The sequence below is a fragment of the Streptomyces sp. NPDC107654 genome (genome assembly GCF_055639035.1).
Genome location: NZ_JBVKBI010000027.1, coordinates 79,217 through 105,091 on the forward strand (window position 1 = coordinate 79,217; position 25,875 = coordinate 105,091).

The window sequence follows — 25,875 nt, forward strand, 5'->3', positions numbered from 1 at the left end:
CCGGTCACCCCTTGACCGCGCCGCCCAGCGCGAACCCGCCGCCCAGCCGCCGTGCCACCAGGACGTACAGAAGGAGCACCGGTGTCGAGTAGATCACGGAGAACGCGGCGAGCTGGCCGTACGCCACCATGCCCCGGTTGCCGAAGAAGTCGTTGATGCTCACCGAGGCCGGCATCCGGTCCGGGGTGAGCAGCAGCATGAACGGGACGAAGAAGTTCCCCCACATCATCACGAACGAGAACACGGTCACCACGGCGAGCCCCGGCCCCATCAGCGGCAGCACGATCCGTACCAGGGACTGCGGCGCCGAGGCTCTGTCCGTCCAGGCCGCCTCCTCCAGCTCCCTCGGCACGCCGTCCATGAAGTTCTTCGTCAGCCAGATCGCGAACGGCAGCTGCGAGGCGGCGAAGAAGAGGATCGTGCCCTGGAAGGTGTCGATGAGGTTCACCCGGACGAACAGGGCGTACACCGGCACCATGACCGCCGTGACGGGCAGGCTCGTCGCGAACAGGATCGTCAGCAGGAACGGCCGGTTCAGCCGGGACCGGAACCGGGACAGCGGATAGGCGGCGAGGGCGGCGCACCCCACGGTCAGCGCCGTGGCGCCCCCGCACAGGAGCAGGCTGTTGAACAGCGGGGTGTAGGTGACGTCCGGGGTCAGGACCGCCCGGAAGTTGTGCAGGGTGAGGCCGTCCGGGACCCTGACCCGGAGCCCGGCGTGCGGGTCCACGGCCGACAGCAGCACCCAGGCCAGCGGCAGCGCGAAGGCGGCGGCCACGGCCAGCAGCGACAGATCGGCGGCGAGCCGCCGGGCGGAACGCCTCCTGGCCATCAGACCTCCGTCCGCAGCAGCCGCAGGTAGACGACGGAGAACAGCGAGCCGACGACCAGCAGGAGCAGGGCGACCGCGGTGGCGTACCCGATCATGCTGTTCTGGAAGGCCTCTTCGTACATGAACAGCGGCAGCGTCTGGCTCCGGTCGCCGGGGCCGCCCCGCGTCATCACCCAGATCAGCCCGAAGACGGAGAGCGTCTGAAGGGTGTTGAGCATGAGGTTGGTGCCGATGGAGCGCCGGATCATCGGCAGCGTGATGTGCCACAGCCGCCGCCACCCGCCGGCCCCGTCCACCTCGGCGGCCTCCGTGATCTCGGCGGGGATCTCGTCCAGCGCGGCGGAGTACACGAGCATCGAGAACGCCGTCCCGCGCCAGACGTTGGCGAAGGACACGGCGAGGATCGGCAGCGTGAACAGCCAGTTCTGCCGCGGCAGATGCAGCAGGTCCAGGACCGCGTTCAGGGTGCCCTCGCGCCGGAAGAACGCGTACAGCAGGAAACCCGCGACGACCTCCGGCAGCACCCAGGCGGTGACGACGACGGCGCCGGTGAGCGTGCGGACGGGCTTCGAGGCACGCTTCATGAGCGCGGCCAGCGCCAGTCCGAGCGTGTTCTGCCCGACCAGCGAGGACACCACCGTGAACACCAGCGTCAGCCAGACCGCGTTCAGGAACGCGTCGTCCCGGAAGGCCCGGCGGAAGTTGGCGAGGCCGACGAAGGAGGAGTGGGCCTGCCCGGTCAGCTGGAGGTCGGTGAAGGCGATCCAGACGCAGTAGGCGATCGGCCCGGCGAGGAAGAGGAGCAGCAGGACGACGGCGGGGGCGAGGGGGAGCGCCCTGACGGTCCGGGCGGCCCGGTGTCCGCGCCTCACTTCTCGACCACTTGGCCGCCGGTGACGTCCTTCACCGTGGCGTCGTAGCCGCTCGCCGCCTCCGCCACGGACAGATCACCGGTCGTGACCCCCTCCATGGCCTCCTGCACGGCGGTCGACACCTTCGGGTAAGCCGGGAACGCGGGCCGGTAGTGCGTGCTCGCGACCAGATCGGTGAAGAACTTGATGCCGGGCTGGGCGCGTACGTAGGCCGGATCGGCGGCGACGTCCTTCCGCACGGCGATCCCGGAGTTGGCGATGTACCACTTGCGGGCGTTGTCCTTCGTCTGCATCGTCCGGACGAACTGGAAGGCGAGGTCCGGGTTGCCCGCCTTGGCCGGAACGGCCCAGGTCCAGCCGCCGGACATGCTCACCTTGCCGGGCGCCTGCCCGTGCTGGGTGGGCATGGCGGCGAGCCCCAGCCGCTTCGACCACTCCGGCCACGCGTGCCCGCTGCCCGGCAGCCAGGCCTGCGGCAGCCAGGAGCCGTCGAGCGCGATGCCGAGTTTCCCCTCGGGGAGCAGCTCGCCGTTGACCGTGGTGTTGAAGTTCGGGTCGAGGGCGTCGGAGACGTCGGGGCCGAGCTTGTCCTTGTAGACGGTCTCGACGAAGCGGAGGGAGTCCTCGAAGGCCTGCGACCCCGTGATCCACTTCTTGCTTCCGCTGTCGTAGAGCGGATCGTGGGTACCGTCGCCGGTGCCGTACAGGAGCATCTCGAAGCCCTGCATGGTGGCCCGTTCACCGGCCGGCTTGCCGGTGTAGACGTTGAGCGGGACGACGCCGGGGACCTTGCGCTTGATGGTCCGGGCGGCGTCGAGGATGTCGTCCCAGCTCCTCGGCTGCCAGTCGCCGGGCAGCCCCGCCTTGGCGAACACCCGCTTGTCGAACCAGAGCCCGCGGGTGTCGGTCCCGTCCGGAACGCCGTACGTCTTCCCGTCCTCGCCCCTGGCCGCCGCCTTCGCGGTGTCGATGAACTGTCCCCAGTCCGGCCACTTCGCGAGGTACGGGTCGAGCGGCTTCAGGTACCCGCTGGTGATGTCGGAGTTGATGAGGAAGGTGTCCTCGTAGACCAGGTCCGGCGCGGTGCGCGGCGACCGCAGCATCTGCTGGAGCTTGGTGTAGTACTCCGCATCCGGCGCCTTGATCGGCACGAACTGCACTTTCTTGCCGGGGTGTTCGTGCTCGAACTGCTTCCTGATCCCGGCGAGGTAGGTGTCCATCACCTTCACGGAGTTGTCGGTGGACTGCTTGTACGACACCTTGATCGTGTCCGGGTCGCCGCCGGATCCGCCACCGCAGGCGGTGAGGGCGGTGGCGGCGAGGGCGAGGGCGGCGAGGGTGGCGGCGGTGGGGCGCACGGGCATGACCTCCTGAGCGCACGTGGGGGTGGCGCGGAGATTGCTGCCGTGTGAAGGTAAGAGGAGTGGTCTAGTCAGGTCAATGCGCGTGCGCGGTATTGGCCACCGGTGGGCTACAGGAGGTGGTCCGCCTTGCCGGCCTTGATTTCGCGGATGAGGGCGCGGAGGGCTTCGCGGGAGTCGGTGAGGTAGTGGTCTTCCTGGCCGGCGACGGCGATGTAGGCGTTGCCTTGGGGGTCGGTGCCTATGCGGAAGCAGTTGGCGCCTTCGCCGCAGAAGGGCTTTTCCCAGTTGACTTCGGTCATGGTGGCTCTCCTAGAGGTCTTGGGCCAGGGCGCGGATGAAATCGCGCGAGGCGGCCGGTGCGAGCGCCAGGGCTTGCGCGGCGTCCAGTTGGGCCCGGTACTTGTCGAGTTGAACTTCCGAGTCGATGAACTCCGGGCCGTGCGTGCTGTCGAGCTCCACGGTGTCGAGGCGGGGGACGGCACCCTCGGCGTAGACGACGGACTGCCCAGCCCCTGGGAAGCCGCCCGCCTTGAACGGGATGACCCGCAGGGTCACGGTCTCGCGCTCGGACATGTGCAGCAGGTGTTCAAGCTGGCGCCGCGCGACTGAGGGACCGCCGAACTCCATGCGGAGGGCGGCCTCGTGAAGGATCACGTCGAGCGTCGGAGGGGTCGGGCGGTCGAGTACCTGCTGCCGGTCGATCCGGTGGGCGACGCGCACGTCGACCTCGTCCGAGGAAAGGCGTGGGATCACTGCTTCGAAGACGGCGCGCGCGTGGTCCTCGGTCTGGAGCAGCCCCGGCAGGTGCACGGTGACGGCGATGCGCAGACGCGTGGCGTGCCACTCCATCTCGGCGATGTCCAGGAAAGCGTCCCGGAGTTGTTCCCGGTACGCCTCCCACCACCCCTTCTGCCGCCCGCCGGCCATGGAGGCTAGGGCATCGACCAGGGCCTGGTCCGCGCAACGGTAGTTGCCCGCGAGGGTGCGGACGCGTTCGGCACTGATGCCGGAACGCCCCGACTCCATGTTCGGCACGTTCGTGCGCGGGACGCCCAGAAGTGTGGCGGCTTGCTCTGTGGTGATCCCGGCCGCGACACGCAACCTGCGCAACTCGGCACCGAGCCGACGCTGACGCTCCGTCGGGGCGCTCCTCGGTGGCATCCGTCCTCCCGTTCGGTGTGACGGTGACAGTCTGCCGCCGGTGCGACTGGTCGGTCCAACGTGACTTCCGTGAAGAGTAGTACGTGTACTCCTATTTTCCTCTACAGTCGGTGATGAGTCGCTTACACCCCGACGCCGTCGGAAGCGCATCGCGCGAGCCTGCCCGCGTTCTCCTCTCCTGGGAGGGGTGGGCCCGCGCCAGGGAGACAAGCCACCGGCCGCCGGTCGAGTCGTCGGCTCATCCGGCACCACACCCACCTGTACCTGTCGAAGGAGTCGCCGTGTCCGCACGGGTCACCGTCTCGGCCTGCCCGCTCTCCACCGGCGAGCCGCAGGCACCGCCGCCGTCCCCCGCCGCACTGGCCTACAGCCTCACGCTGCCGGCCGAGCCGACCAGTCCCCGCGTCGCCCGCGCCGCCGCCGAAGTCGTCCTGCGGACCCACGGCCTCGCCGACATGACGGACGCGGTGGCCCAGGTCGTCGGCGAACTCGTCGCCTGCGCGTGGAAGTTCACGCCCGACAGCGAGGTGTACGTGTCCCTGCGCCACCGGGACGGCGACGTACGCGTCATCGTCTACGACGGCCACCCCCGGCACACCCACCCCCGGCTGGCGGCGGCCTGCGACACACGGAGGCGGGCGGCGCTGCGGGTGCTCGGGTGCGTGGTGCGGGCGTGTGAAGGGGAATGGGGGTTCGGGGAGGCGCGGGAACCCGGAGGCGGGACGCGGATGTGGGCGGTGGTGCCTTGGCGGGGGGCTCGGGGGTATGCGGGGGTGGGGTGAGGTGGGGGTGTCAGTCCGGTAGTTCGGCGGCGCGGGCGCGGGCCTGGGCGGCCTGGTCAGGGGCGTTGGCGCGGGTGAAGGCGTCGGCGGCCTGGAGGTAGGCGGCGCGGGCTTCGGCGGGGCGGTGGGCGATCTTGTGGGCGAGGGCCAGGTTGTGGAAGGTCAATCCATCGCCGTACCAGTCCTCGAACTCCTGACGGTATCCGAGGGACTTGACGTACGCCTTGATCGCCTCTTCCACCCGACCCGCCTCCCGCAAGGCGATGCCGAGGTTGTTCCACCCCATGGCCTCACCGTGGCGGTTCCCGACGGTCTGGTACAGGCCGAGGGCCCGTGTATGGGCGTCGATCGCCTCTTCCACCCGGGCCGCCCTCACCAGGGTGATGCCCAGGTTGTTCCATGCGCTGGCTTCATCGCGGGGTTTCCCGGCGGCCTGGAACAGGTCGCGGGCCCGGGTGAGGGCGTCGATGGCCTCTTCCGCTCGGCCCGCCTGCCGCAGGGCGAGGCCGAGGTTGTTCCATGCGCTGGCTTCATCGCGGGGTTTCCCGGCGGCCTGGAACAGGTCGCGGGCCCGGGTGAGGGCGTCGATGGCCTCTTCCGCTCGGCCCGACTCCCGCAGGGCGATGCCGAGGCTGTGCCACGCGATGGCCTCGCCCAGCTGGTCCCCCCTGAGGCGGGCGGCCTTCCGTGCCACCTTCGCCACTATGATCCAGTCGTCGAAGTACCGCCGCCAGAGCAGGTACTCCCCCAGACACTGGGCCAGCCTCACCGCCGCGTTCGCGAACCGCTCCTCCCGCCCCCACTCCACCGCAGCCACCAGACCCGCCCGCTCCCCGTCCAGCCACGCCAAAGCCTGGCCCCGCTCCGCGAACCGTTCCGACTCCTCCATCCCCGGCAGCCACCGCAACCGGTCGTCGGCCGCATCCGCCCACCGCCAGTAGAAGTCCAGCACCCGTTCCCGCGCCGTCTCCGCCTCCTCCCGCAACCCCGCGTCCCCCGTCACCACACGGGCCCCGAACCCCCGCACCAAGTCGTGCAACCGCCACCGCACTGCGGAAGCCGCCCCGCCTCGTACCGGCGCGACGAAATGGGTGGCGGCCAGGTCCTCCAGCAGCGACAGCACGGTCTCCGTGCCGAGGCCCGCGAGAGCCGCGACCGCCTCCGTCCCGGTCTCCGCGCCCGGAGCCAGGCAGAGCAGACGTAGCAGGCGAGCCTGATCCGGCGGCAACCGGCGATATGAGGTCTCCAGTACCGGGCGCAGGACAAGCGAGCGCCCGTACAGGTCTGTTCCAGGACTGCCGTGGTCGAGGACCGCGGTCGCATCTCCGGCGTCCCGAATCTCGGTCACCACGGACGAGATGTCCCGATGGCGGCGCCGGCGCAGCATGCCGGCCGCGATCTGCAGCGCCAGGGGGAGGTGGCCACAGAGGTCCGTCAGTGCACGCAGTGCAGAGGGTTCCCGTACCGGGCGGTCGTCACGTTCGTCGGTGCCGTGCAGGGCACGGGTCACCAGGGCGACCGAGTCTTCGGGATCGAGCGTCTCAAGGTCGATCAGGCGTACGGGAAGGGCGTCGGGACGGTCCCGGGAGGTGATGAGCACCCGGTGCCGGTCCGTACCGGGCAGCAGAGGCACGTACTGGGACGGGTCCGACGCGTTGTCCAGGATCAGCAGCATCCGGTCCCTCCGTTCGGCGAGGAGCGCACGGTAGGCGTCGTACTGGCGCTCGGTCGTCGGCGGCAGATCCTGCTCCCGTACGCCGAGCGCGTCGAGCAGCGCCAGCACCGCCTGGTCGGCCGTGGCCGGGTCGTCGTCGTACCCGCGCAGGTCCACGAAGAGCGTCCCGCCCGGGAACCAGCCCTTCGCTCTGGCTCGGTGCGCCGCCTCCACTGCTAGCGCCGTCTTGCCGATGCCACCCATGCCGGTGACGGCGAAGATGAGGAGCGGGGGAGCGGCCTCGCCGTCTTCACCGGGTGCGAGATGGGGGAGCAGGCGGTCCAGCTCCGCCGAGCGGCCGGTGAAGCCGAGGGGGCGGGGCGGCAGGGTGGCGGTCGCGCGCGGGACCGGGCCGTGGACCGTGCCCTTACCGCTCTCCGACCTGCTTGCCGATGACCGTTCCGTAGAAGGTCCCGCCCCGGAAGTCGATGTGGTCGCCGTCCCCGTGGCGTGCTTGGGGCCCCTCCTCGGAGTCGCCGGAACCCCCGCCCCCGCGGCGGTACTTGTGCAGCACCGCCACCGCGACGGCGGCGGCCTGAGCCGCCGCCCGCTCCTGCGAGCCGCCCTTGTCGGCCGCCGCCTTCCCCGCGTCGGCGTGGTCGCTGATGCCACGGATGACCAGGGCGTCCCGGCCCTCCAGGTGGGCCGCGTGGGCCGCTCCCGAGCCCTCCATCTCGAACGCGACGGCGTCGTTGTACCGCTCGCGGACGTGCCGGGCGACCTCGGACTCCGCGTGGGCGAGCACCACGTCTCCCGTGGCGATCGGCTTGAAGTGGGCCCGGACGTCGGGCATGTCCCGTACGGCGGCACGTGCGGCCGAGAGCAGGGCGTGGGAGCCGTGCCAGGCCTCGGGCCGGTCCAGCAGCCCCTCGGGGGTGACCTTGCCCCCGTGGATGCCGTACACCTTCGTGCCCACCACCACGTCCCCCAGGACGATGTCCTCCTTGAGGCCGCCGGCCACACCGACGAAGAGGACCGCCCGGGGGCGCAGCCAGCCTATGAGGGAGGAAGTGAGCGCGGCGGTGTTGCGGGAACCCTCGCCCAGCTCGGCGGCGGCCACCCGCCACGACGTACCTCGCAGGCGACCCACCTCCACGAAGGTCCCGTTGTCGGGGTGGGACCGTTCCTCACGGTCCTCGATATACGCCCGTACGGCCGCGTATTCCAGCGCGAGCGCGGTCAGGACCAGAACGGTGGGTCGAGTCTCCGGCACACTCATAAGGTACTGCCGGGGGAAGGGGTTCGCGTGCCGGAACGAGATGTCACCGTGGGGCAGTTGCTGCTCACCGAGTACCAGACCGTCAAGGACGAGCAGAAGACACGGATCGGCTTCCGGGACAACCTGCTGTACGTCACCCTCACCGTCGTGGCCGCCGTCATCGCCGCCGCGGCGCAGGCCAGGCAGACGGCGATGCTGCTCGCGCTGCCGCCGGTGTGTGTCGTCCTCGGCTGGACGTACCTGGTCAACGACCAGAAGATCTCCGCGATCGGGGCGTACGTGCGGGGCGAGCTGGCACCCCGGCTCGCCGTGCTGGTCCAGGCCGAGGGGGGCGAGGTGTTCCGCTGGGAGACCGCGCACCGGGGGGACGCCCGGCGTGTCTCCCGCAAGGTCGTGCAGTGCGTGGTGGACCTGCTGGCCTTCTGCGTGGTGCCGTTGAGCGCGCTCGTCGTGTACTGGGCGGGGGGTGACCTCTCGGCCGGGCTGGTGGCGGTGTCCGTGCTGGAGGGGGTCGCGGTCGCGGGGCTGGGGGTGTGCGTCGTGCTGTACGCCGTGCCGTTCGGGGTGGGGGGCGGGGCCGGGTGAGCGATCACGTCGAGTTCCGGGGCGGGGACTTCCGCGGGCCCGTCATCGGGAAGGCGGAGTACCGGCAGCAGGCGCCGGCGCCTACGGCCTTGGACGCGCTTCCGCCGCCGGCCGCGGGATTCACCGGCCGGGACGTGGAGTTGGCCCGGCTGCGTGCCGCACTGGACCCTGCGGGCTCAGGTCGGCAGCAGGCCGTCCTCGTCACCGCCGTCTCCGGGCTGGGCGGCATCGGCAAGACGGCACTGGCGGTGCAGGCGGCGTACGCGGCGCGGGAGGCCGGGTGGTTTCCGGGCGGCGTGCTGTTCGTGGATCTGCACGGGTACGACGATGCTCCGGTCACGGCGGACCAGGCGTTGCAGTCCCTGCTGCGGGCGCTGGGCGTGGAGCCGGAGCACATTCCGGCTACGGCGGACGAACGGGCCGCGCTGTACCGGTCGGTGCTGGCCGAGCGGGAGGCGGTGCTGATCGTCGCCGACAACGCGTCGTCCCCGGAACAGGTGCGGCCGTTGCTGCCCGGTGGCGGGCTGCACAGGGTGCTTGTGACGTCGCGGGACCGGTTGGCTCAACTCACGGCCCGGCTGGTGCCCTTGGGCCTGTTGACGTCTCGGGCGGCGTACGACCTCCTTGATTGCGCGCTGCGGATCGCCGACCCGGCGGACAGCCGGGTGGTGGCGGAGCCGGAGGCGGTGGCACAGCTGGCCGGATTGTGCGGACACCTTCCACTGGCACTCCAGATCGCGGCGGCGCTCCTCGCGGAGGATTCCGGCAGATCAGTGGCGGAACTCGCCGACGAGCTGGCCACCTCGTACGACCGGCTCGTCGCCCTGGACGATGGCGAGCGCAGTGTGCGCGCGGCATTCGACCTGTCGTACCGGCGACTTCCTGCGGACGAGGCACGGTTGCTGCGTCTGCTTGCCCTCGCACCGGGACCCGACGTGAGCGAGGAGGTGGCGGCCGTAATGGCCGGGGCGGACGCCCCTCCCCTGCGGCAACTGAAGGCGCTGGCCCGCGCTCACCTTCTGGAGCGGGTACGCGGGCGATGGCGCCTGCACGACCTCGTGCGGGCGTTCTGCGCGGGGGTGACGGCGCGTACGGCCGAGATGTGCGAAGAGGGTGATGCCGCACGGGAGCGGGTTCTGGCTAGCTACTGCCGGTGGGCGTACGCGGCCGACGACCGCTTGCGGTGGTTGCCGGGGCACGTGCAGCCCGACGGCTTCGGCGATCATGCGCAGGCGCTCGCGTGGCTGAACACGGAGCGGGCGTCGCTCGTGGAGGCCGTGCTGTGGGGGCGGGAGGAGCGCTACGCGGCCGGGGCGGTGGTTCTGGCGCAGTGTCTGGCGATATACCTGGAGTGGGGGCGGCACTTCGACGACTGGTTCATCGTCAGCCGCACCGCTCAGGAGGCAGCCCGCCGCATCGGGAATCGCCTGGGCGAGGGCCTGGCGTGGACCAGCCTCGGGTGCGCCCTGCGTTACATGGGTCGTTTGCACGAGGCGGTCGACGCGCACCTGCACGCCCGCGACATCTTTCAAGCCGTCGGGGACCGTGTGCACGAGTGCGCGCTGTTGAACAACCTGGGTCTCGCGTTGCGTGACGTCGGCCGAGTGGAAGAGGCGGTCGAGGCGCACAAGCGTGACCGTGACCTGTGCCGCGCTGACGGCGACCAGCACGGCGAGGCCATCGCCTGGACGAGTCTCGGCCGCGCCCTGGAAGCCGCGGGTCGCAGTGCGGAAGCGATCGACGCGCTCATGCGGGCCCGGGAGCTGTTCCGGACCCTCGGGGACCGCCGCTCCGAAGCCGTGACATGGTTCAACCTGGCCGACACCCTGCGGGAGACGGCCCGGGCGCCGGAGGCGATCGAGGCGTTCCGCACGGCTCTGTCGCTCTACCGGGAGAGCAAGGATTGGTACTGGGTCGCCAGGACCAACGCACGCCTGGCCGAGATGTACATGGAAGCCAGCCAGTTCTCCCGCGCCGGCTCCCATTGCCTTCAAGCCGCCGACGCCTACACCCGTGCCAACGCTCCCCAGGAGGCCGCCGAAGCCCGCGCCGCCGCCGCCGCTCTCACCCCCCTTGAGAAACCCACCGATATACCAGCTCAGGCCTTCCGACCTGCCCATACAACGGACTCCGCCCAGCCCTCCCCGCATCCACCAGATGCTCCAGATACCGCCGCGCGGTGATCCGTGAGATCCCCACCGCCTCGGCAACCCCGGCCGCCGTGAGCCCTTCCTCCGCCTCTCGCAGAGCGAACGTCACCCGTTCCAGCGTCGGCCCGCTGAGCCCCTTCGGCAGCGCCGCAGGCGTCGGTGCCCGCAGGGTCGCCAACGCGCGGTCCACCTCGTCCTGGCCGCTCGCCTCGCCCGCCGCCGCGTGGAACTCGGCGTACCGCACCAGGCGGTCCCTCAGCGTCGCGAAAGTGAAGGGTTTGAGGACGTACTGGACGACGCCCAGGGAGACGCCCTCCCGCACCACCGCCAGATCCCGCGCCGAGGTCACCGCTATCACGTCGGCGTGGTATCCGGCGGCCCGCAGGGAGCGAGCCAGTTGCAGGCCGTGCACGTCCGGCAGGTGGAGGTCCAGCAGCAGCAGGTCCACGGCCGTACGGTCCAGGACGCGGCGCGCCTCCGCGCCCGTGTGCGCCTTTCCGACCGCGACGAATCCCGGGACCCGGCCGACGTACATCACGTGTGCGTCGGCGGCCACCGGGTCGTCCTCGACCACGAGGACGCGGATGGGCTGCTGCCCGCTCGTCATCTGCCGTCACCCGCCGACGTGCGCAACGGCAACCGCACCTCGAACACCGCTCCGCCCTCGCCGTCCTCGCCGGACTCCGTCACCGTCAACGTCCCCCCGTGGCGGTTCACCGCCTGGCGGACCAGGGCCAGCCCGAGTCCCCGCCCGCCCGGTCCGGCCGGCTTGGTGGAGAACCCCCGCTGGAATACCAGGTCGGCGTGGGCCGGGTCGACCCCCGGGCCGGTGTCCGAGACGCGCAGGACCACCTCGGCGGCCGTGGCGTACGCCGTCACGGTCACCCGGGCGCGGGCGCTGCCCTGTGCCGCGTCCACCGCGTTGTCGATCAGGTTGCCGAGGATCGTCACCAGGTCGCGGGCGGACAGGTCGTGGGGCAGTACGCCGTCGTCCAGGCGGCTGTCCGGTGAGACCACCAGCTCCACGCCCCGCTCGTTCGCCTGGGCGGTCTTGCCGAGCAGCAGCGCGGCCAGTACGGGCTCGCGGACCGCCGCCACCACCTGGTCGGTCAGGGCCTGCGCCAGTTCCAGCTCGGCCGTGGCGAACTCCACCGCCTCCTCGGCCCGGCCCAGCTCGATCAGGGAGACCACCGTGTGGAGGCGGTTCGCGGCCTCGTGCGCCTGGGAGCGCAGGGCCTGGGTGAAGCCCCGCTCCGAGTCCAACTCGCCCATCAGGGATTGGAGTTCCGTTACGTCGCGGAGGGTGGCGACCGTCCCCCGGCGTTCGCCTCCCGACACCGGGGAGGTGTTCACCACCAGGACCCGGGAGGCCGTCAGGTGCACCTCGTCCACCCGGGGCTCGGAGGAGAGCAGGGCGCCCGTCAGCGGGGCCGGCAGGCCGAGGTCGGCGACCGAGCGGCCGACCGTCTCCTCCTCCGGACCGACGCCCAGGAGCTCCCGGCCGCCGTCGTTGATCAGCGCCACCCGGTACTGGCCGTCCAGCATCAGCAGCCCTTCCCGGACCGCGTGCAGCGCCGCCTGGTGGTAGTCGTGCATCCGGCTCAGCTCGGTGGCGTTCATGCCGTGGGTGTGACGGCGCAGCCGGGCGTTGATCACGTACGTGCCGACCGCGCCCAGCAGCAGGGCCACGGCGGCCACTCCGAGCAGGGTCGTGAGCTGGTCCTGGGCGCGGGCGCTGATCGTCTCCACCTTGATGCCGGCGCTCACCAGGCCGGTGATCCGGCCGTGGTCGGTGACGGGGGTCACCGCGCGGACGGACGGGCCGAGCGTGCCGGTGTAGGTCTCGGTGAAGGTGCGGCCGTGCAGGGCGGGGCCGATGGTGCCGAGGAAGCGCTTGCCGATCTGGTTCCGGTCGGGGTGGGTCCAGCGGATGCCGGACGGGTTCATGATCGTGACGAAGTCGACGTTCGCGTCCCGTACGACCTGGAGGGCGTACGGCTCCAGCCGGGCCGTGGGATCGGGGGCGCGGATCGCCGCGCGGACCGAGGGGGAGTCGGCGATCGACCGGGCCACCGCCGTGGCCTGCCGGGCGGCGGAGTCCTCGGCCTGCCGCTGGTCACTGACGTAGGTGAAGAGCGCGTACCCGGCCACGACCACCGCGATGAGCACGGCCTGCATGGCGAACAGCTGGCCGGCCAGGCTGCGGGCTCGGGGGAAGGCGGGGACGCGCATGTCAGCAGTGTGCCTCTCCGGCCAAGCGTGAACTAAATGAACGGAAGGGTGACCGCCCTCACAGGGCGGGAGATAGTCACGGCATACCCCAACAACGCCCGGACGTGAGCCGCACGCCGGTTGTTCGCCGACGAAGACGTCAAGGAGGGCAGTCGTGGCCGCCAGCACTGCCGACACGGCACCTGCCGCACCCCGCGTGAAGCGGGACCGGACCCATTACCTGTACATCGCCGTCATCGTGGCGGTCGCGCTCGGCATCGCCGTGGGTCTCATCTGGCCCGACGCGGCGGTGGAGCTGAAGCCGCTGGGCACCGGGTTCGTGAACCTGATCAAGATGATGATCTCGCCGATCATCTTCTGCACGATCGTGCTCGGTATCGGTTCCGTGCGGAAGGCCGCCAAGGTCGGTGCCGTCGGCGGGATCGCCCTCGGCTACTTCCTCGTGATGTCGCTCGTCGCGCTCGCCATCGGCCTCGTCGTCGGCAACGTGCTGCACCCCGGCGACGGGCTGCACCTCACCAACGCCCTCAAGGCCACCGGGCACGACCAGGTGTCCTCCGAGGCGCTGCCGCCCGTCGACTTCGTGCTGTCGATCATCCCGACCACGTTCGTCTCCGCCTTCACCCAGCAGCAGGTGCTCCAGACCCTGCTGGTGGCCCTGCTCGCCGGGTTCGCGCTCCAGGCCATGGGTTCCGCCGGACAGCCGGTGCTGCGCGGCATCGAGCACATCCAGCGGCTGGTGTTCCGCATCCTGTCCATGGTGATGTGGGCCGCGCCCATCGGTGCGTTCGGCGCCATCGCGGCGGTGACCGGCTCGGCCGGCATCGACGCGCTCAAGAGCCTCGCCGTGCTGATGCTCGGCTTCTACGTCACCTGCTTCCTGTTCGTCTTCGTCGTCCTCGGCGCGCTGCTGCGGATCGTCGCGGGTCTGAACGTCTTCTCCCTCTTCAAGTACCTCGGCCGGGAGTTCCTGCTGATCCTGTCGACCTCGTCGTCGGAGTCCGCGCTGCCCCGCCTGATCGCCAAGATGGAGCACCTGGGCGTCAGCCGGCCGGTCGTCGGCATCACCGTGCCGACCGGGTACTCCTTCAACCTCGACGGCACGATGATCTACATGACCATGGCGTCGCTGTACATCGCGGACGCGCTGGGCACGCCGATGTCGGTCGGTGAGCAGATCCCGCTGCTGCTCTTCCTGCTGCTGGCGTCCAAGGGCGCGGCCGGCGTCAGCGGCGCGGGGCTCGCCACCCTGGCCGGCGGTCTCCAGTCGCACAAGCCCGCGCTGGTCGACGGCGTCGGTCTGATCGTCGGCATCGACCGGTTCATGAGCGAGGCCCGGGCGCTGACGAACTTCGCGGGCAACGCGGTGGCGACGGTGCTCGTGGGCACGTGGACCAAGGAGATCGACACGGTCCGGGCGCGCGGGGTGCTGGCCGGGGAGCTGCCGTTCGACGAGACCACGCTGGTGGACGAGGGCCGTCCGGCGGTGGACGAGGCCCCCGGGGCGCGGGAGGGCGGGAAGGAACTCGCCAAGGCCTGAGCCACCCCGAGTTCCGGACGTCCGGCCCCGCCTGAACCCGGGCCGGGCGTCCGGTACCGCCGCCGGGCGGCCGAGGGTACCCCTGTACCCCGGCCGCCCGGCTCCGTTTCCGCCGGTGACCTTCCGGCTACGACACCTCGGCCACCAGCTCGGCGGCCCGTGAGGCGGGTACGCCCGCCGCGGTCAGTACGGCGACCGTGGCGGAGCGGCCCGCCTCCTCCGCTGCCAGGAGGCCGTCGTTCACCGCCTCCGTCACCGCGAACAGCATCTGCTCGACCACGTATGCGAGGGCCGGCGCGGGCAGCGGGGAGACGAAGGCGCCCTCGTCCAGTCCGCGCCCGAGGAGGCGGACCTTGTCGTCGCGCAGCGGGGCGAGGCGGTCGCGGATGCCCTGCACGGTGACCGTGCGCTGGGCCAGGGCGATCAGCAGCCGGTAGCGGTCGGCGACCGGCCACAGGGCGAGCACCGAGCGGGCCAGCGCCTCCGCCGGGTCGGTCACACCGGCGCGGGCCCGCGCGTCCGCGTCCGCCAGCGCCGCCACGGCCCCGTCGACCAGGGTGCTGATCAGCGCCTCCCGGTTGGGGAAGTGGCCGTACACCGTCCGTCGTACGACGCCCGCGGCGCGCGCGATCTGGTCCATGGAGGCGTCGGGATCGCGCAGCAGTTCGGCGAGGGCGACGTCGAGGATGCGGCGTCGGTTGGCGTCGGCGCGGCTGCTGTTACCCGTGGTCATGGCGGTCATTCTGCCTCCCCGTGGTCTCTCGACGCCCTCCCGGGCGGCCCCGGTCGACTTGCACAGAGATGTGCAACGGACGTACATTGCACATGGTTGTGCAATTGCATGCCACTGTGCAAGTCCTGTCGCGTACCGAGGAAGGCGATCCCTGCCATGCGACTCGTCATGACCGATCCGGTCGAGAGGACGGACCGGCCCTACACCCGGCGCTGGTGGGCGCTGCTGGTGCTCTGCCTGAGCCTGCTGATCATCGTGATGGCGAACACCGCCCTCACGGTCGCGGCGCCCGACATGACCCGGGACCTCGGGCTCTCCAGCGCCGACCTCCAGTGGGTGATCGACGGCTACACCGTCCCGTACGCGGCGCTGATGCTGCTGCTCGGCGCGATCGGCGACAAGTACAGCCGGCGCGGCGCGCTCGTCCTCGGCCTGGTGGTGTTCGGCGGCGGGGCCGTCTTCGGCTACCTCGCCGACACCTCCGCGACCGTCATCGCGGCCCGCGCCGTGATGGGCGTCGGAGCGGCACTGATCATGCCGGCCACGCTGTCGCTGCTCGCCGCGACCTTCCCGCGCGCCGAGCGGGCCAAGGCGATCACCCTGTGGACCGCCACCGCCGGGCTCGCCATCGCCGCCGGGCCGGTGGTCGCCGGCGCCCTGCTGCGCGACCACGGGTGGGCCTCGACCTTCCTGATCAACGTGCCCATCGCGGCCGTCGCCATCGTCGGCGCCCTCGTCCTGGTCCCGCCGTCCAAGGCCGGCCACCACGACCGCATCGACTACGTCGGCGGACTGCTGTCGGTGATCTGGACCGGCGCGCTCATCTACATGATCATCGAGGGTCCGCACTTCGGATGGGGCGCCAAGGCGGTGACCGCGGCCGTGGTCGCCGGGGTGGGCCTGGTCGCCTTCGTCGGCTGGGAGCTGCGCCACCCGCGCCCGATCCTGGACGTGCGCCGCTTCACCGGCCGCCGGTTCGCCGGCTCCAACCTCGCCGTCGCCCTGTTCTTCCTCGCCGTCTTCGGCGCCTTCTACTACCTCACCCAGCACCTGCAGTTCGTCCTCGGCTACGACGCCCTGGAGACCGGTGTGCGCATGCTGCCGCTCGCCGGTGCCGTCTTCGCCGGCTCGGCGCTGACCGGCTGGCTCACCCCGCGGGTCGGCATGAAGTGGACCGTCAGCGCGGGCATGGTCGGCGGTACGGTCGCCCTCGCCCTGCTCACCCGGGTGGACGCGGGCTCCGCCTACGGCGACTTCGTGGCGCCCCTGGTCATCCTGGGTCTCGCCATCGGCCTCGCCCTCTCGCCCTGCACCGACGCGATCATGGGTGCGTTCCCGGAGTCCGAGCTGGGCGTCGGCGGCGCCGTCAACGACACCTCGCTGGAGCTGGGCGGCTCGCTCGGCATCGCCATCCTCGGCTCGCTGCTCGCCACCTCCTACGGCGACCACCTCTCCGACGCCACCGCCGGCAGCAGGCTCCCGGCGAGCGCCCTGGACACCGCGCAGGACTCGGTCGGCGCGGGGTACGCCGTCGCGCACGGCATCGGCGAGAAGGCCCAGCAGGCCGCCGCGCAGGCCCAGCAGGCGGGGGACCCGCAGCAGGCCGCGCAGCTCAAGCAGCAGGCGACCGAACTGGCCGCCGGCGCCCGGCAGATGGCCGACGCGGTGGGCTCCGCCTTCTCCGACGCGGTCGCCCACACCAGCCTGGTCGGCGCGGTGATCCTCGGCATCGGCACGGTCCTGGTGGCCTTCCTGCTGCCGCGCCGCGAGGCCCTGGCCCCGGAACCGGCGAAGACGGAGGAGCGGGAACCGGCGGACAGCACCGCCGGCTGACGCCCCCCGGCCCTCCCGCACGGGCCGCGGCCCGCCCGGTCCACGAGCCCGGACGGCCCGCGGCCCGGCGCGCTGCGTCCCCGGCCCGGGTGCCCGGCACGGCCGCACCCCAGTAACGTGCCGTACCGATCAACCGGAACGGCATGTTCGAGTCCGGCGTCAGTACATGTGTGTCAGTGACTACGTGGAGGCACGGGGGATGAAGATCGACTGGGACCGGCGGACCTGCGCGCGCAAGGGACATGTGACCTACGCGCCCGACGATCCCCGGCTGCGCATCCGGCTGCACGCCCGGACCCCGCTCGGGGACGTCTGGCGGTGCCTGCGCTGCGGTGACTTCGCGCTCGGCGAGCCGCGCGGCTCGGGACCGGCCGCCGACGCCCCGTTGGTGCCGCGCGGCAAGGTGCTCCGGGACCTGTTCGTCCTGCGCTTCCTCGCCGTCGAGCGGGCCGTGCGCGGGGTGTTCATCGTGCTGGTCGCGGTCGCCGTGTGGAAGTTCAGCAACAGCCGGGACGCGGTGCGCCGCCTGTTCGAGGAGTACCTCGACGTCTTCCGCCCGGTCTTCCGGCACTTCCACTACGACCTCGACCACTCCCCGGTCGTCGGCTCCCTCCAGAAGGCCTTCGGCTACCAGCACTCCACGCTGCTCCTGGTGGCCGCCCTGCTGCTGGCCTACGCGCTGATCGAGATCGTCGAGGCGGTCGGCCTGTGGTACGCCAAGCGCTGGGCGGAGTACCTGACGGTCGTCGCCACGGCCGCCTTCCTCCCGCTGGAGATCTACGAACTCACCGAGCACGTCAGCTGGCTGAAGATCGCCACGCTGGTGCTGAACATCCTCGCGGTCCTCTACATCGCCCTCACCAAGCGCCTCTTCGGCCTGCGCGGCGGCCGCCGCCGGTTCGAGGAGGAACGGCACAGCGCCTCCCTGATGGAGGTCGAGGAGTCGGCGGGGCTGGTCGACGCCTAGGGCCTCTCTTCCGGATCCTGCCGGGGTCGCGGGGTCCGGCACGCACGTCTGCGGCGTTGTCGTCGGTTGTCGACTCGCACTCGACGTCGCTCGCGCGGGGGACCCCCATCGCGTCGACGCCCTCCTCCGCCTTGCGGCTGCACACGCCGGACCCCGCTCGGGTCGGCCGACAGGCACCGTCTCCGCAGCCGGCCTGATCCGGAAGAGAGGCCCTGGCGGCGCCGCGGTCTTGCCTTGACGTCGGCGTCAAGCCGTACCGTCGGGTGCATGCGAATCGGCGAGCTGGCCGCGCGGGCCGGAACCACGACACGCACCCTGCGGTACTACGAGTCGCGAGGGCTGCTGCCGGCCCGGCGGGACGGCAACGGACACCGTACGTACGACGAGAGCGACCTCCGGCTGCTGCGGCAGATCCGCACGCTGCAGGACTTCGGGTTCGACCTGGAGGAGACCCGGCCGTTCGTGGAGTGCCTGCGGGCCGGGCACCCGGAGGGCGACTCCTGTCCGGCCGCGCTCGTGGTCTACCGGCGCAAGCTGGCCGAGCTGGACGCGCTCATCGGACAGCTGACGGCGGTGCGCGAGACGGTCGCGGGGCAGTTGGCGCGGGCCGAGCGGGCGCGGGACGAACTGGCCGTCGAGGCGCTGGTTCCGGGAGGTCCGGAGCCGTTGTGCGAACTGGGAGGGCAGGAACGGTGACGAAGGCGGCGGGTGTACCCGAGGTGGGGGACGCGGACTTCGACAAGGAGGTACTGGCATCGGAACTGCCGGTGCTGGTGGAGTTCACGGCGGACTGGTGTCCGCCGTGCCGGCAGATGGCGCCGGTGCTCAGCGCCCTCGCCGCGGAGGAGGGCGAGCGGCTGAAGGTCGTCCAGCTGGACGTGGACCACAACCCGGAGACCACGAACGCGTACAAGGTGCTGTCGATGCCGACGTTCATGGTGTTCCAGGGCGGTGAGCCCGTGAAGTCGATGGTGGGGGCACGGCCCAAGCGGCGCCTGCTGGAGGAGCTGGCCGACGTGCTGTAAAGCGACCCCGTTCGCAGAGAATCCCCCGGGCAATTGCGCCCGGGGGATTCCTGTGCGTATATTCAATGATTCGTGACTTCATTTCGGCGAGCCGTGCATGAGAGCCACGAATGACGTTTACTGAGCACAGTATATCCGGGCGGGAGCGGAATTGTCAAACACCGAATTTCCAGACGATGAAATCCGGCACGAACAGGAATTCATCGACGGACTGTACGCGCGCGTGGACGTGCTGCGCGGCGAGACCGAGACCTCCGTCGCGGACGCGCTCGCCCAGGGCGACAAGCCCATGCAGGCCCGGCTGGAGCGGGACATCCTGGTCGCCGAGCGCTCGGGACTGCTCGCCGCGCTGAACGCCGTGGACGGCTCGCTCTGCTTCGGCCGGATCGACCTCGCCGACGGCACCAGGCACCACATCGGCCGGATCGGGCTGCGCGAGGACGACACCGAGCACACTCCGGTCCTCGTCGACTGGCGGGCGGACGTCGCCCGCCCCTTCTACCTGGCCACCGGCCACACCCCGATGGGCCTGCGCCGCCGCCGGCACATCGCCACCGAGGGCCGTACCGTCACCTCCCTGCACGACGAGATCCTCGACCTCGGTGACGCCACCCGCACCGGGCACGAGGATCACAACGGCGACGCCGTGCTGCTCGCCGCCCTGAACTCGGCCCGCACCGGTCGGATGAGCGACATCGTGCAGACCATCCAGGCCGACCAGGACCGCATCATCCGGGCACCGCACCGGGGCGTGCTGGTCGTCGAGGGCGGCCCCGGCACCGGCAAGACGGCGGTCGCCCTGCACCGCGCGGCCTACCTGCTGTACGAGCACCGGGAGCTGCTGGCCCGCCGCGCGGTCCTCATCGTCGGCCCGAACCCGGCCTTCCTCGGCTACATCGGCGAGGTGCTGCCCTCCCTCGGCGAGACCGGCGTCCTGCTGGCCACCGTCGGTGAACTGTTCCCCGGCGTGAAGGCCACCGCCGTCGACAGCCCCGAGGCCGCCGCCGTCAAGGGCCGCGCCGGCATGGCCGACGTGCTCGCCGCCGTCGTACGCGACCGGCAGGCGCTGCCCGACCCGGTCATCGCGATCGAGCACGACCGCGAGGTGCTCATGCTGGACGAGGGCCTGGTCGGTGTCGCCCGGACACGCACCCGCGCCGCCAGGCTGCCGCACAACGTCGCCCGCGAGCACTTCGAGGGGCACATCCTCAACACGCTCACCGAGCTGTACGCCGAGCGTGTCGGCACCGACCCCTACGACGGCAGCAGCCTGCTCGACGCCTCCGACATCACCCAGATCCGCGACGAACTCGCCGAGAACCCGGAGGTCTGGGACGCCATCGACCAGCTGTGGCCCCGGATCACCCCGCAGCGGCTGGTCGCCGACCTCCTCGCCGAGCCGGACGGCTACCTGCCGAAGGAGGACGCCGACGCGATCCGCCGCCCGGTGACCCGCGCCTGGACCGTCGCCGACGTGCCCCTGCTGGACGAGGCGGCCGAACTCCTCGGCGAGGACGACCGACTGGCCAGGGCCCGCGCCGAACACGAGCGCGAGACCCAGGTCGCCTACGCGCAGGGCGTGCTGGACGTCTCCTACGCCTCCCGGACGTACGAGTTCGAGGACAAGGAGGCCGACGACCCGGACGCCTCCGAGGTCCTGTCCGCGCACGACATCATCGACGCCGAGCGGTTCGCCGAGCGGCAGGAGGAGGCCGACCACCGCAGCGCCGCCGAGCGGGCCGCCGCCGACCGCACCTGGGCGTTCGGGCACATCATCGTGGACGAGGCGCAGGAGCTGTCGCCGATGGCCTGGCGGCTGCTGATGCGGCGCTGCCCAACCCGCTCGATGACGCTGGTCGGCGACCCCGCCCAGACGGCGGAGGCGGCCGGCGTCGGCTCCTGGGCGGACATCCTCGCCCCCTATGTCGAGGACCGCTGGGAGCACACCCGCCTCGGCGTCAACTACCGCACCCCCACCGAGATCATGGACCTCGCGGCGGCCGTGGTCCGCGCCGGCGACCCGGACTTCCGGCCGCCCAGCTCGGTGCGGTCGACGGGGGTACGGCCCTGGGTGCGCCGGGTCCCGGACGACCTGCCCGGCGCGGTCGCCAAGGCGGTCGCCGAACTCACCCCGGCGGAGGGCCGGCTCGCGGTGATCGCCCCGCGCGCCCTGCACCGCTCCCTGGCCGCGCACCTGGACGGCGTCACGGCCGGCGGCGAACCCGACCTGACCCGGACGGTCGTCCTGCTCGACCCCCGCCAGTCCAAGGGCCTCGAATTCGACTCCGTCCTGGTGGTCGAGCCGGGCGCCTACGGCACGAGCGACCTGTACGTGGCCCTGACCCGGGCGACCCAGCAGCTCGGGGTGGTGCACACGGGGGAGCTGCCGCCGGGCCTGGCCGACGCGGAGTGACCGGGGGGCGGGCGTCCGGGGGCTGCCGACCCCGGACGCCACCGCTGCCCACCCCTACGGAGTGCCGGGCGTCTTCCGCGGGTCCATGCCCCGCGTCGACGTCAGCCCCTTCCCCACGACCGACCGCCGCATGTCCGCCCCCTCCGCCCCACCGGCGCCCGAGCCCAGCCGCAGGCCGGGCGGACGGCAGAAGGCAGGTCAGGCGGGGCGCAGCCACACCGTCGCGAGTGGGGGCAGGGTCAGCCGGATGCTCGCCGGGCGGCCGTGCCACGGGTGCGGCTCGGGCTTGACGACGTCCGGATGGGTGACACCGCTGCCGCCGTAGCGGGCCGCGTCCGTGTTCAGGACCTCCACCCAGGCCGGCACCTCCTCCGGCACCCCCAGCCGGTAGTCGTGGCGGACCACCGGGGACAGGTGGGAGACCGCGAGCAGCGGGGTGCCCTCGGCGTCGTGGCGCAGGAACGCGAAGACGTTGTCCTCCGCCGCGTCCCCGGTGACCCACTCGAAGCCCGCCGGGTCGGTGTCCCGCTGCCACAGCGCCGGAGCCGACCGGTACACCGCGTTCAGGTCCCGCACGAGGTCCCGCACGCCCCGGTGGTCCGCCTCCGCGCCGTACTCCGGGTCCAGCAGCCACCAGTCCGGGCCGCGCACCTCGGACCACTCGGCGCCCTGCGCGAACTCCTGTCCCATGAAGAGCAGTTGCTTGCCCGGATGGGCCCACATGAAGCCCAGGTAGGCGCGCAGGCCGGCGCGCTGCTGCCACCAGTCGCCCGGCATCTTCGAGACCAGGGACCCCTTGCCGTGCACGACCTCGTCGTGGGAGATCGGCAGGACGTAGTTCTCGCTGTACGCGTACACCATCGAGAAGGTCATCTCGTGGTGGTGGTACTTGCGGTGGACCGGCTCGTGGGACATGTACTGCAGCGAGTCGTGCATCCAGCCCATGTTCCACTTCAGCCCGAAGCCCAGACCGCCGAAGCCGCTCGGGCCCCTGTGGTGGGTGGGCCGGGTCACACCGTCCCAGGCGGTGGACTCCTCGGCGACGGTCACCACGCCCGGGCAGCGCCGGTACACGGTGGCGTTCATCTCCTGGAGGAACGCCACCGCGTCCAGGTTCTCCCGGCCGCCGTGCTCGTTCGGCCTCCACTGGCCCGGTTCGCGCGAGTAGTCCAGGTAGAGCATCGAGGCGACCGCGTCCACCCGCAGCCCGTCGATGTGGAACTCCTCGCACCAGTACACGGCGTTCGCGACGAGGAAGTTGCGCACCTCGCGCCGGCCGAAGTCGAACTCCAGCGTGCCCCAGTCGGGATGGGCGGCCCGCAGCGGGTCGTGGTGCTCGTACAGCGGACGCCCGTCGAACGCGGCGAGCGCCCAGTCGTCGCGCGGGAAGTGCGCCGGCACCCAGTCCATCAGCACCCCTATGCCGGCCTGGTGCAGCCGGTCCACCAGGTACTTGAAGTCGTCGGGGGTGCCGAGGCGGGCCGTCGGGGCGTAGAAACCGGTGACCTGGTACCCCCAGGAGCCGCCGAAGGGGTGCTCGGCGACCGGCATCAGCTCGACGTGGGTGAAGCCCATCTCGCGGACGTAGGCTGGGAGTTCCTCGGCCAGCTGGCGGTAGGTCAGCCCAGGACGCCAGGACGGCAGGTGCACCTCGTACACCGAGAAGGGCGCCTCGTGCACCGGGGTGTCCGCCCGGTGCGCCAGCCACTCGGCGTCGCCCCACTCGTGGTGCGAGGCGTGCACGACCGAGGAGGTGGCGGGCGGGACCTCGGTACGGCGGGCCAGGGGGTCGGCGCGCAGGGTGCGCGAGCCGTCCGGCCGGGTGATCTCGAACTTGTACAGCTCGCCCTCGCCGATCCCCGGCACGAACAGCTCCCACACGCCGGTGCCGCCGAGCGAGCGCATCGGGAACGCGGTGCCGTCCCAGAAGTTGAAACCGCCCGTGACCCGCACGCCCCGCGCGTTCGGCGCCCACACCGCGAACCGGGTCCCCGTCACCCCCTGGTGGGTGGTCACGTGCGCGCCGAGCGCCTGCCACAGCTGTTCGTGCCGGCCCTCCCCGATCAGATGCAGGTCCAGCTCGCCGAGGGCGGGCAGGAAGCGGTAGGCGTCCTCGGTCTCGTGCACCGTGCCGTCGTACGTCACCAGCAGCCGGTAGACGGGATCCTCGGTGAGCGGCAGCAGACCGGAGAAGAAGCCGTCACCGTCGTCGTGCAGCTCCGCCCGCAGGTCGCCCGCGGTCACGGTGACCGCCTGCGCGTGGGGGCGGAAGGCACGGAAGGCGACCCCGCCCGGGACCGGGTGCGCGCCCAGCACGGAGTGCGGGTCGTGGTGGGTGCCGTGCAGCAGCCGTTCCCGGTCGCCCGCGTCGAGGGCCGGGGACAGGGCGGCCTCCACGGCCGGCGCCGGAGCCTGCGCGGGGACCCCGGTCTTCTTCTTGGCCTTCGGGCTCACGGACGAACCTCCTGGTCGGGCAGGGAGAGCCGGTGTACCGCGCTCAGCGGCACGGGCAGCCAGTCGGGGCGGTGCCGGGCCTCGTAGACGACCTCGTAGACCGCCTTGTCGGTCTCGAAGGCCCGCAGCAGCACCGGGTCGGTACGCGGATCGCGGCCGGCCACCTCCGCGTACCCGGAGCAGTAGGCGGCCCGGCAGACGCGCGCCCAGTCCGGGGCGGGCGGGGTCGCCGAGTGGGCCGCGTAGTCGAAGGAGCGGAGCATCCCCGCGATGTCCCGCGCCGGCGGCTGCGGCATGCGCCGCTCGGCCAGCGGCCGGGCCGGCTCGCCCTCGAAGTCGATCAGTGACCAGCCCCCGGACGGCGAGCGCAGGCACTGCCCCAGGTGCAGGTCGCCGTGCACCCGCTGCGCGGTCCAGGTGCGGCCCTCGGCGGCGAGCGAGCCCAGCGCCCGGTACGCCGAGCGCAGCCCGTCCTCGTACGGCCGCAGCGCCGGAACCGCCTGCACGGCCGCCGCCAGCCGCTCGGTCATGCCGTCCACCAGCAGTTCCAGCTGGGCGCGGCCGAGGGTGACCGTGGGCAGCGCCCGGGCGAGCGCGGTGTGCACCTCGGCGGTGGCCCGGCCCAGCTCCCGGGCCTCGGCGGCGAAGTCCTCGCCCTTGGCCAGCTCGCGCAGCGCCAGTTCCCAGCCGTCGGCGGCACCGCTCACAAACGGCTGCAGCACGGCCAGGACGTACGACTCCCCGCCCACCTCGGCGTGCAGCCAGGCCGTCGGCGCGGGCACCCGGGGGCAGCCCTCGCGGGCCAGGGCGAGGGGTATCTCCAGATCGGGGTTGACGCCGGGCACGACCCGGCGCAGCAACTTGAGAATGAACGTATCTCCATAGACGACCGACGAGTTGGACTGCTCGGCGGTCATCAGCCGGGGCACCAGCCCCGCCCGGATGTCCCGCGCGGGGTCCCGTTCGAAGCGCAGCCCGCCGATGCGGGCCCGGCTGCGCAGGGCCTCCAGCAGTACGTCGGCGGGCCGGGGGTCGTACAGGGCCTCGTACACCGTGCGTCCGGTGAGCGGGCCCTTCGTCACATGTCCGATCAGCGCGGGCGCCAGCCGTGGTGGCAGCGCCTCGCGCACGCCTATGAGGAGCTGGTAGCAGTCGCCGGGATGCGGCGGCGCGCCCGGCGCGGCGGGCTGGTGGACGCGCAGCAGCAGGTGGTACAGGCCCAGCCGGCCGTCGGGAGGCAGCAGTTCGGTGACGGACACGGGGCTGAACCCGCTGATCGGGCGCCCCTTGCCCGCGAACCAGCGCTGCCGGGGCAGCCAGGCGCGCAGCAGGGGGTCGAGCGAGGTGAGCAGTGAACCGGTGGTGCCGGAAGAGATGACCGTTTCCGCCATGGGCGTCAGTCCTTTCCCCGGAGGTCGTCGGGGTGTTACTGATGCGTGCCCCGGGTGGGGCGGTGAAAACGCCGCACCGCCCCACCGGGCCGCTATACGGGTTCCCGGCGCAGCCGGAACCAGTAGAAACCGTGTCCCGCGAGGGTGAGCAGGTACGGCAGTTCGCCGATCGCCGGGAACCGGACCCCGCCGAACAGCTCGACGGGGTGCCGGCCGCCGAACCGGCTCAGGTCCAGCTCGGTCGGCTGGGCGAAGCGGGAGAAGTTGTGGACGCACAGCACGAGGTCGTCCTCGTACTCGCGCAGGAAGGCGAGGACCGCCGGGTTCGACGACGGCAACTCGGTGTAGGAGCCCAGTCCGAAGGCGAGGTTCTGCTTGCGGATCTCGATCATGCGGCGGGTCCAGTGCAGCAGCGACGAGGGCGAGGACATCGACGCCTCGACGTTCGTCACCTGGTAGCCGTAGACCGGGTCCATGATCGTGGGCAGGAAGAGGCGTCCCGGGTCGCAGGACGAGAAGCCGGCGTTGCGGTCGGGCGTCCACTGCATGGGGGTGCGGACGGCGTCCCGGTCGCCGAGCCAGATGTTGTCGCCCATGCCGATCTCGTC

22 protein-coding genes are annotated in these 25,875 nt (G+C 71.8%); 9 read left to right on the forward strand and 13 right to left on the reverse strand.

The annotated features are described in order from the left end of the window. Window positions 1-4 precede the first annotated feature (4 nt). The 5 genes from ACZ7N4_RS33280 to ACZ7N4_RS33300 all read right to left on the reverse strand — a co-directional run bounded on the left by ACZ7N4_RS33280 (window position 5) and on the right by ACZ7N4_RS33300 (window position 4,229). Entirely contained in the window at window positions 5-832 is an 828-nt protein-coding gene (locus tag ACZ7N4_RS33280) for a carbohydrate ABC transporter permease (protein WP_471366104.1), read from the reverse strand. Continuing rightward, a complete protein-coding gene (locus ACZ7N4_RS33285; protein WP_471366107.1) occupies window positions 832-1,704 on the reverse strand; it encodes a carbohydrate ABC transporter permease in 873 nt (290 codons plus the stop codon). Before ACZ7N4_RS33285 ends, ACZ7N4_RS33280 begins: the two co-directional genes overlap by 1 nt. Then, window positions 1,701-3,068 carry an extracellular solute-binding protein gene (locus ACZ7N4_RS33290; protein WP_471366110.1) on the reverse strand — a complete coding sequence of 456 codons (1,368 nt, stop codon included), beginning with the start codon at window positions 3,066-3,068 and terminating at the stop codon, window positions 1,701-1,703. The genes ACZ7N4_RS33285 and ACZ7N4_RS33290 overlap by 4 nt, the downstream gene beginning before the upstream one ends. A 107-nt stretch (window positions 3,069-3,175) precedes the next feature. After that, window positions 3,176-3,367: a hypothetical protein gene (locus ACZ7N4_RS33295; RefSeq protein WP_471366113.1), complete on the reverse strand. Its 192-nt coding sequence runs from the start codon at window positions 3,365-3,367 to the stop codon at window positions 3,176-3,178. Window positions 3,368-3,377: 10 nt separating this feature from the next. Beyond that, window positions 3,378-4,229 carry a helix-turn-helix domain-containing protein gene (locus ACZ7N4_RS33300; protein WP_471366115.1) on the reverse strand — a complete coding sequence of 284 codons (852 nt, stop codon included), beginning with the start codon at window positions 4,227-4,229 and terminating at the stop codon, window positions 3,378-3,380. A 281-nt stretch (window positions 4,230-4,510) separates the two neighbouring features. Here ACZ7N4_RS33300 and ACZ7N4_RS33305 point away from each other — a divergent pair, with 281 nt between their 5' ends. Then, the gene (locus tag ACZ7N4_RS33305; protein WP_471366118.1) at window positions 4,511-5,011 is read left to right on the forward strand and encodes an ATP-binding protein; all 501 of its coding nucleotides are present in this window, start codon (window positions 4,511-4,513) and stop codon (window positions 5,009-5,011) included. 10 nt (window positions 5,012-5,021) lie between these two features. On the opposite strand, the gene ACZ7N4_RS33310 is transcribed toward ACZ7N4_RS33305, so the two are convergent. Together ACZ7N4_RS33310 and ACZ7N4_RS33315 are read right to left on the reverse strand one after the other, a co-directional pair. Next, window positions 5,022-6,947: a tetratricopeptide repeat protein gene (locus ACZ7N4_RS33310; protein WP_471366162.1), complete on the reverse strand. Its 1,926-nt coding sequence runs from the start codon at window positions 6,945-6,947 to the stop codon at window positions 5,022-5,024. A gap of 145 nt (window positions 6,948-7,092) precedes the next feature. Beyond that, complete coding sequence (locus ACZ7N4_RS33315) at window positions 7,093-7,944, reverse strand: 5'-methylthioadenosine/S-adenosylhomocysteine nucleosidase family protein (protein ID WP_471366121.1); 852 nt, start codon at window positions 7,942-7,944, stop codon at window positions 7,093-7,095. Window positions 7,945-7,971: 27 nt separating this feature from the next. On the opposite strand from ACZ7N4_RS33315, the gene ACZ7N4_RS33320 reads away from it, so the two are divergent. Further along, entirely contained in the window at window positions 7,972-8,529 is a 558-nt protein-coding gene (locus ACZ7N4_RS33320) for a hypothetical protein (RefSeq protein WP_471366124.1), read from the forward strand. Between the two features lie 134 nt (window positions 8,530-8,663). Beyond that, window positions 8,664-10,712: a tetratricopeptide repeat protein gene (locus tag ACZ7N4_RS33325; RefSeq protein WP_471366128.1), complete on the forward strand. Its 2,049-nt coding sequence runs from the start codon at window positions 8,664-8,666 to the stop codon at window positions 10,710-10,712. On the opposite strand, the gene ACZ7N4_RS33330 is transcribed toward ACZ7N4_RS33325, so the two are convergent. Beyond that, window positions 10,594-11,286 carry a response regulator gene (locus tag ACZ7N4_RS33330; protein ID WP_471366131.1) on the reverse strand — a complete coding sequence of 231 codons (693 nt, stop codon included), beginning with the start codon at window positions 11,284-11,286 and terminating at the stop codon, window positions 10,594-10,596. The two genes, ACZ7N4_RS33325 and ACZ7N4_RS33330, sit on opposite strands and share 119 nt — an antisense overlap. Then, entirely contained in the window at window positions 11,283-12,911 is a 1,629-nt protein-coding gene (locus ACZ7N4_RS33335; RefSeq protein WP_471366134.1) for an ATP-binding protein, read from the reverse strand. The genes ACZ7N4_RS33330 and ACZ7N4_RS33335 overlap by 4 nt, the downstream gene beginning before the upstream one ends. Window positions 12,912-13,065: 154 nt before the next feature. Here ACZ7N4_RS33335 and ACZ7N4_RS33340 point away from each other — a divergent pair, with 154 nt between their 5' ends. Beyond that, on the forward strand, window positions 13,066-14,451 hold the full coding sequence (locus ACZ7N4_RS33340) for a cation:dicarboxylate symporter family transporter (RefSeq protein WP_471366136.1): 1,386 nt from the start codon (window positions 13,066-13,068) through the stop codon (window positions 14,449-14,451). Between the two features lie 127 nt (window positions 14,452-14,578). Here ACZ7N4_RS33340 and ACZ7N4_RS33345 read toward each other — a convergent pair whose 3' ends face one another. Continuing rightward, window positions 14,579-15,193, reverse strand: a complete 615-nt coding sequence (locus ACZ7N4_RS33345; protein WP_471366138.1) for a TetR/AcrR family transcriptional regulator — start codon at window positions 15,191-15,193, stop codon at window positions 14,579-14,581. Between the two features lie 147 nt (window positions 15,194-15,340). On the opposite strand from ACZ7N4_RS33345, the gene ACZ7N4_RS33350 reads away from it, so the two are divergent. The 5 genes from ACZ7N4_RS33350 (at window position 15,341) to ACZ7N4_RS33370 (ending at window position 21,422) form a co-directional block, all read left to right on the forward strand. After that, window positions 15,341-17,017, forward strand: coding sequence for an MFS transporter (locus ACZ7N4_RS33350; protein ID WP_471366141.1), 1,677 nt, complete (start codon window positions 15,341-15,343; stop codon window positions 17,015-17,017). Window positions 17,018-17,216: 199 nt separating this feature from the next. Further along, window positions 17,217-17,984, forward strand: a complete 768-nt coding sequence (locus ACZ7N4_RS33355) for a DUF2127 domain-containing protein (RefSeq protein WP_471366145.1) — start codon at window positions 17,217-17,219, stop codon at window positions 17,982-17,984. A 267-nt stretch (window positions 17,985-18,251) separates the two neighbouring features. Beyond that, window positions 18,252-18,680 carry a MerR family transcriptional regulator gene (locus tag ACZ7N4_RS33360; RefSeq protein WP_467931455.1) on the forward strand — a complete coding sequence of 143 codons (429 nt, stop codon included), beginning with the start codon at window positions 18,252-18,254 and terminating at the stop codon, window positions 18,678-18,680. Further along, window positions 18,677-19,009 (forward strand): thioredoxin, encoded by a 333-nt coding sequence (gene trxA / locus ACZ7N4_RS33365; RefSeq protein WP_189306060.1) that lies wholly within the window; start codon window positions 18,677-18,679, stop codon window positions 19,007-19,009. Before ACZ7N4_RS33360 ends, trxA begins: the two co-directional genes overlap by 4 nt. A gap of 133 nt (window positions 19,010-19,142) precedes the next feature. Beyond that, window positions 19,143-21,422, forward strand: coding sequence for a HelD family protein (locus ACZ7N4_RS33370; protein WP_471366164.1), 2,280 nt, complete (start codon window positions 19,143-19,145; stop codon window positions 21,420-21,422). 198 nt (window positions 21,423-21,620) lie between these two features. Here ACZ7N4_RS33370 and glgB read toward each other — a convergent pair whose 3' ends face one another. From glgB to ACZ7N4_RS33385, 3 genes are all read right to left on the reverse strand, one after another. Further along, window positions 21,621-23,876 carry a 1,4-alpha-glucan branching enzyme gene (gene glgB, locus ACZ7N4_RS33375; protein WP_471366149.1) on the reverse strand — a complete coding sequence of 752 codons (2,256 nt, stop codon included), beginning with the start codon at window positions 23,874-23,876 and terminating at the stop codon, window positions 21,621-21,623. Next, window positions 23,873-25,267: a maltokinase N-terminal cap-like domain-containing protein gene (locus ACZ7N4_RS33380; RefSeq protein WP_471366152.1), complete on the reverse strand. Its 1,395-nt coding sequence runs from the start codon at window positions 25,265-25,267 to the stop codon at window positions 23,873-23,875. The genes glgB and ACZ7N4_RS33380 overlap by 4 nt, the downstream gene beginning before the upstream one ends. A 92-nt stretch (window positions 25,268-25,359) precedes the next feature. Next, on the reverse strand, window positions 25,360-25,875 hold a 516-nt coding region (locus ACZ7N4_RS33385), incomplete at its 5' end, for an alpha-glucosidase C-terminal domain-containing protein (protein ID WP_471366154.1).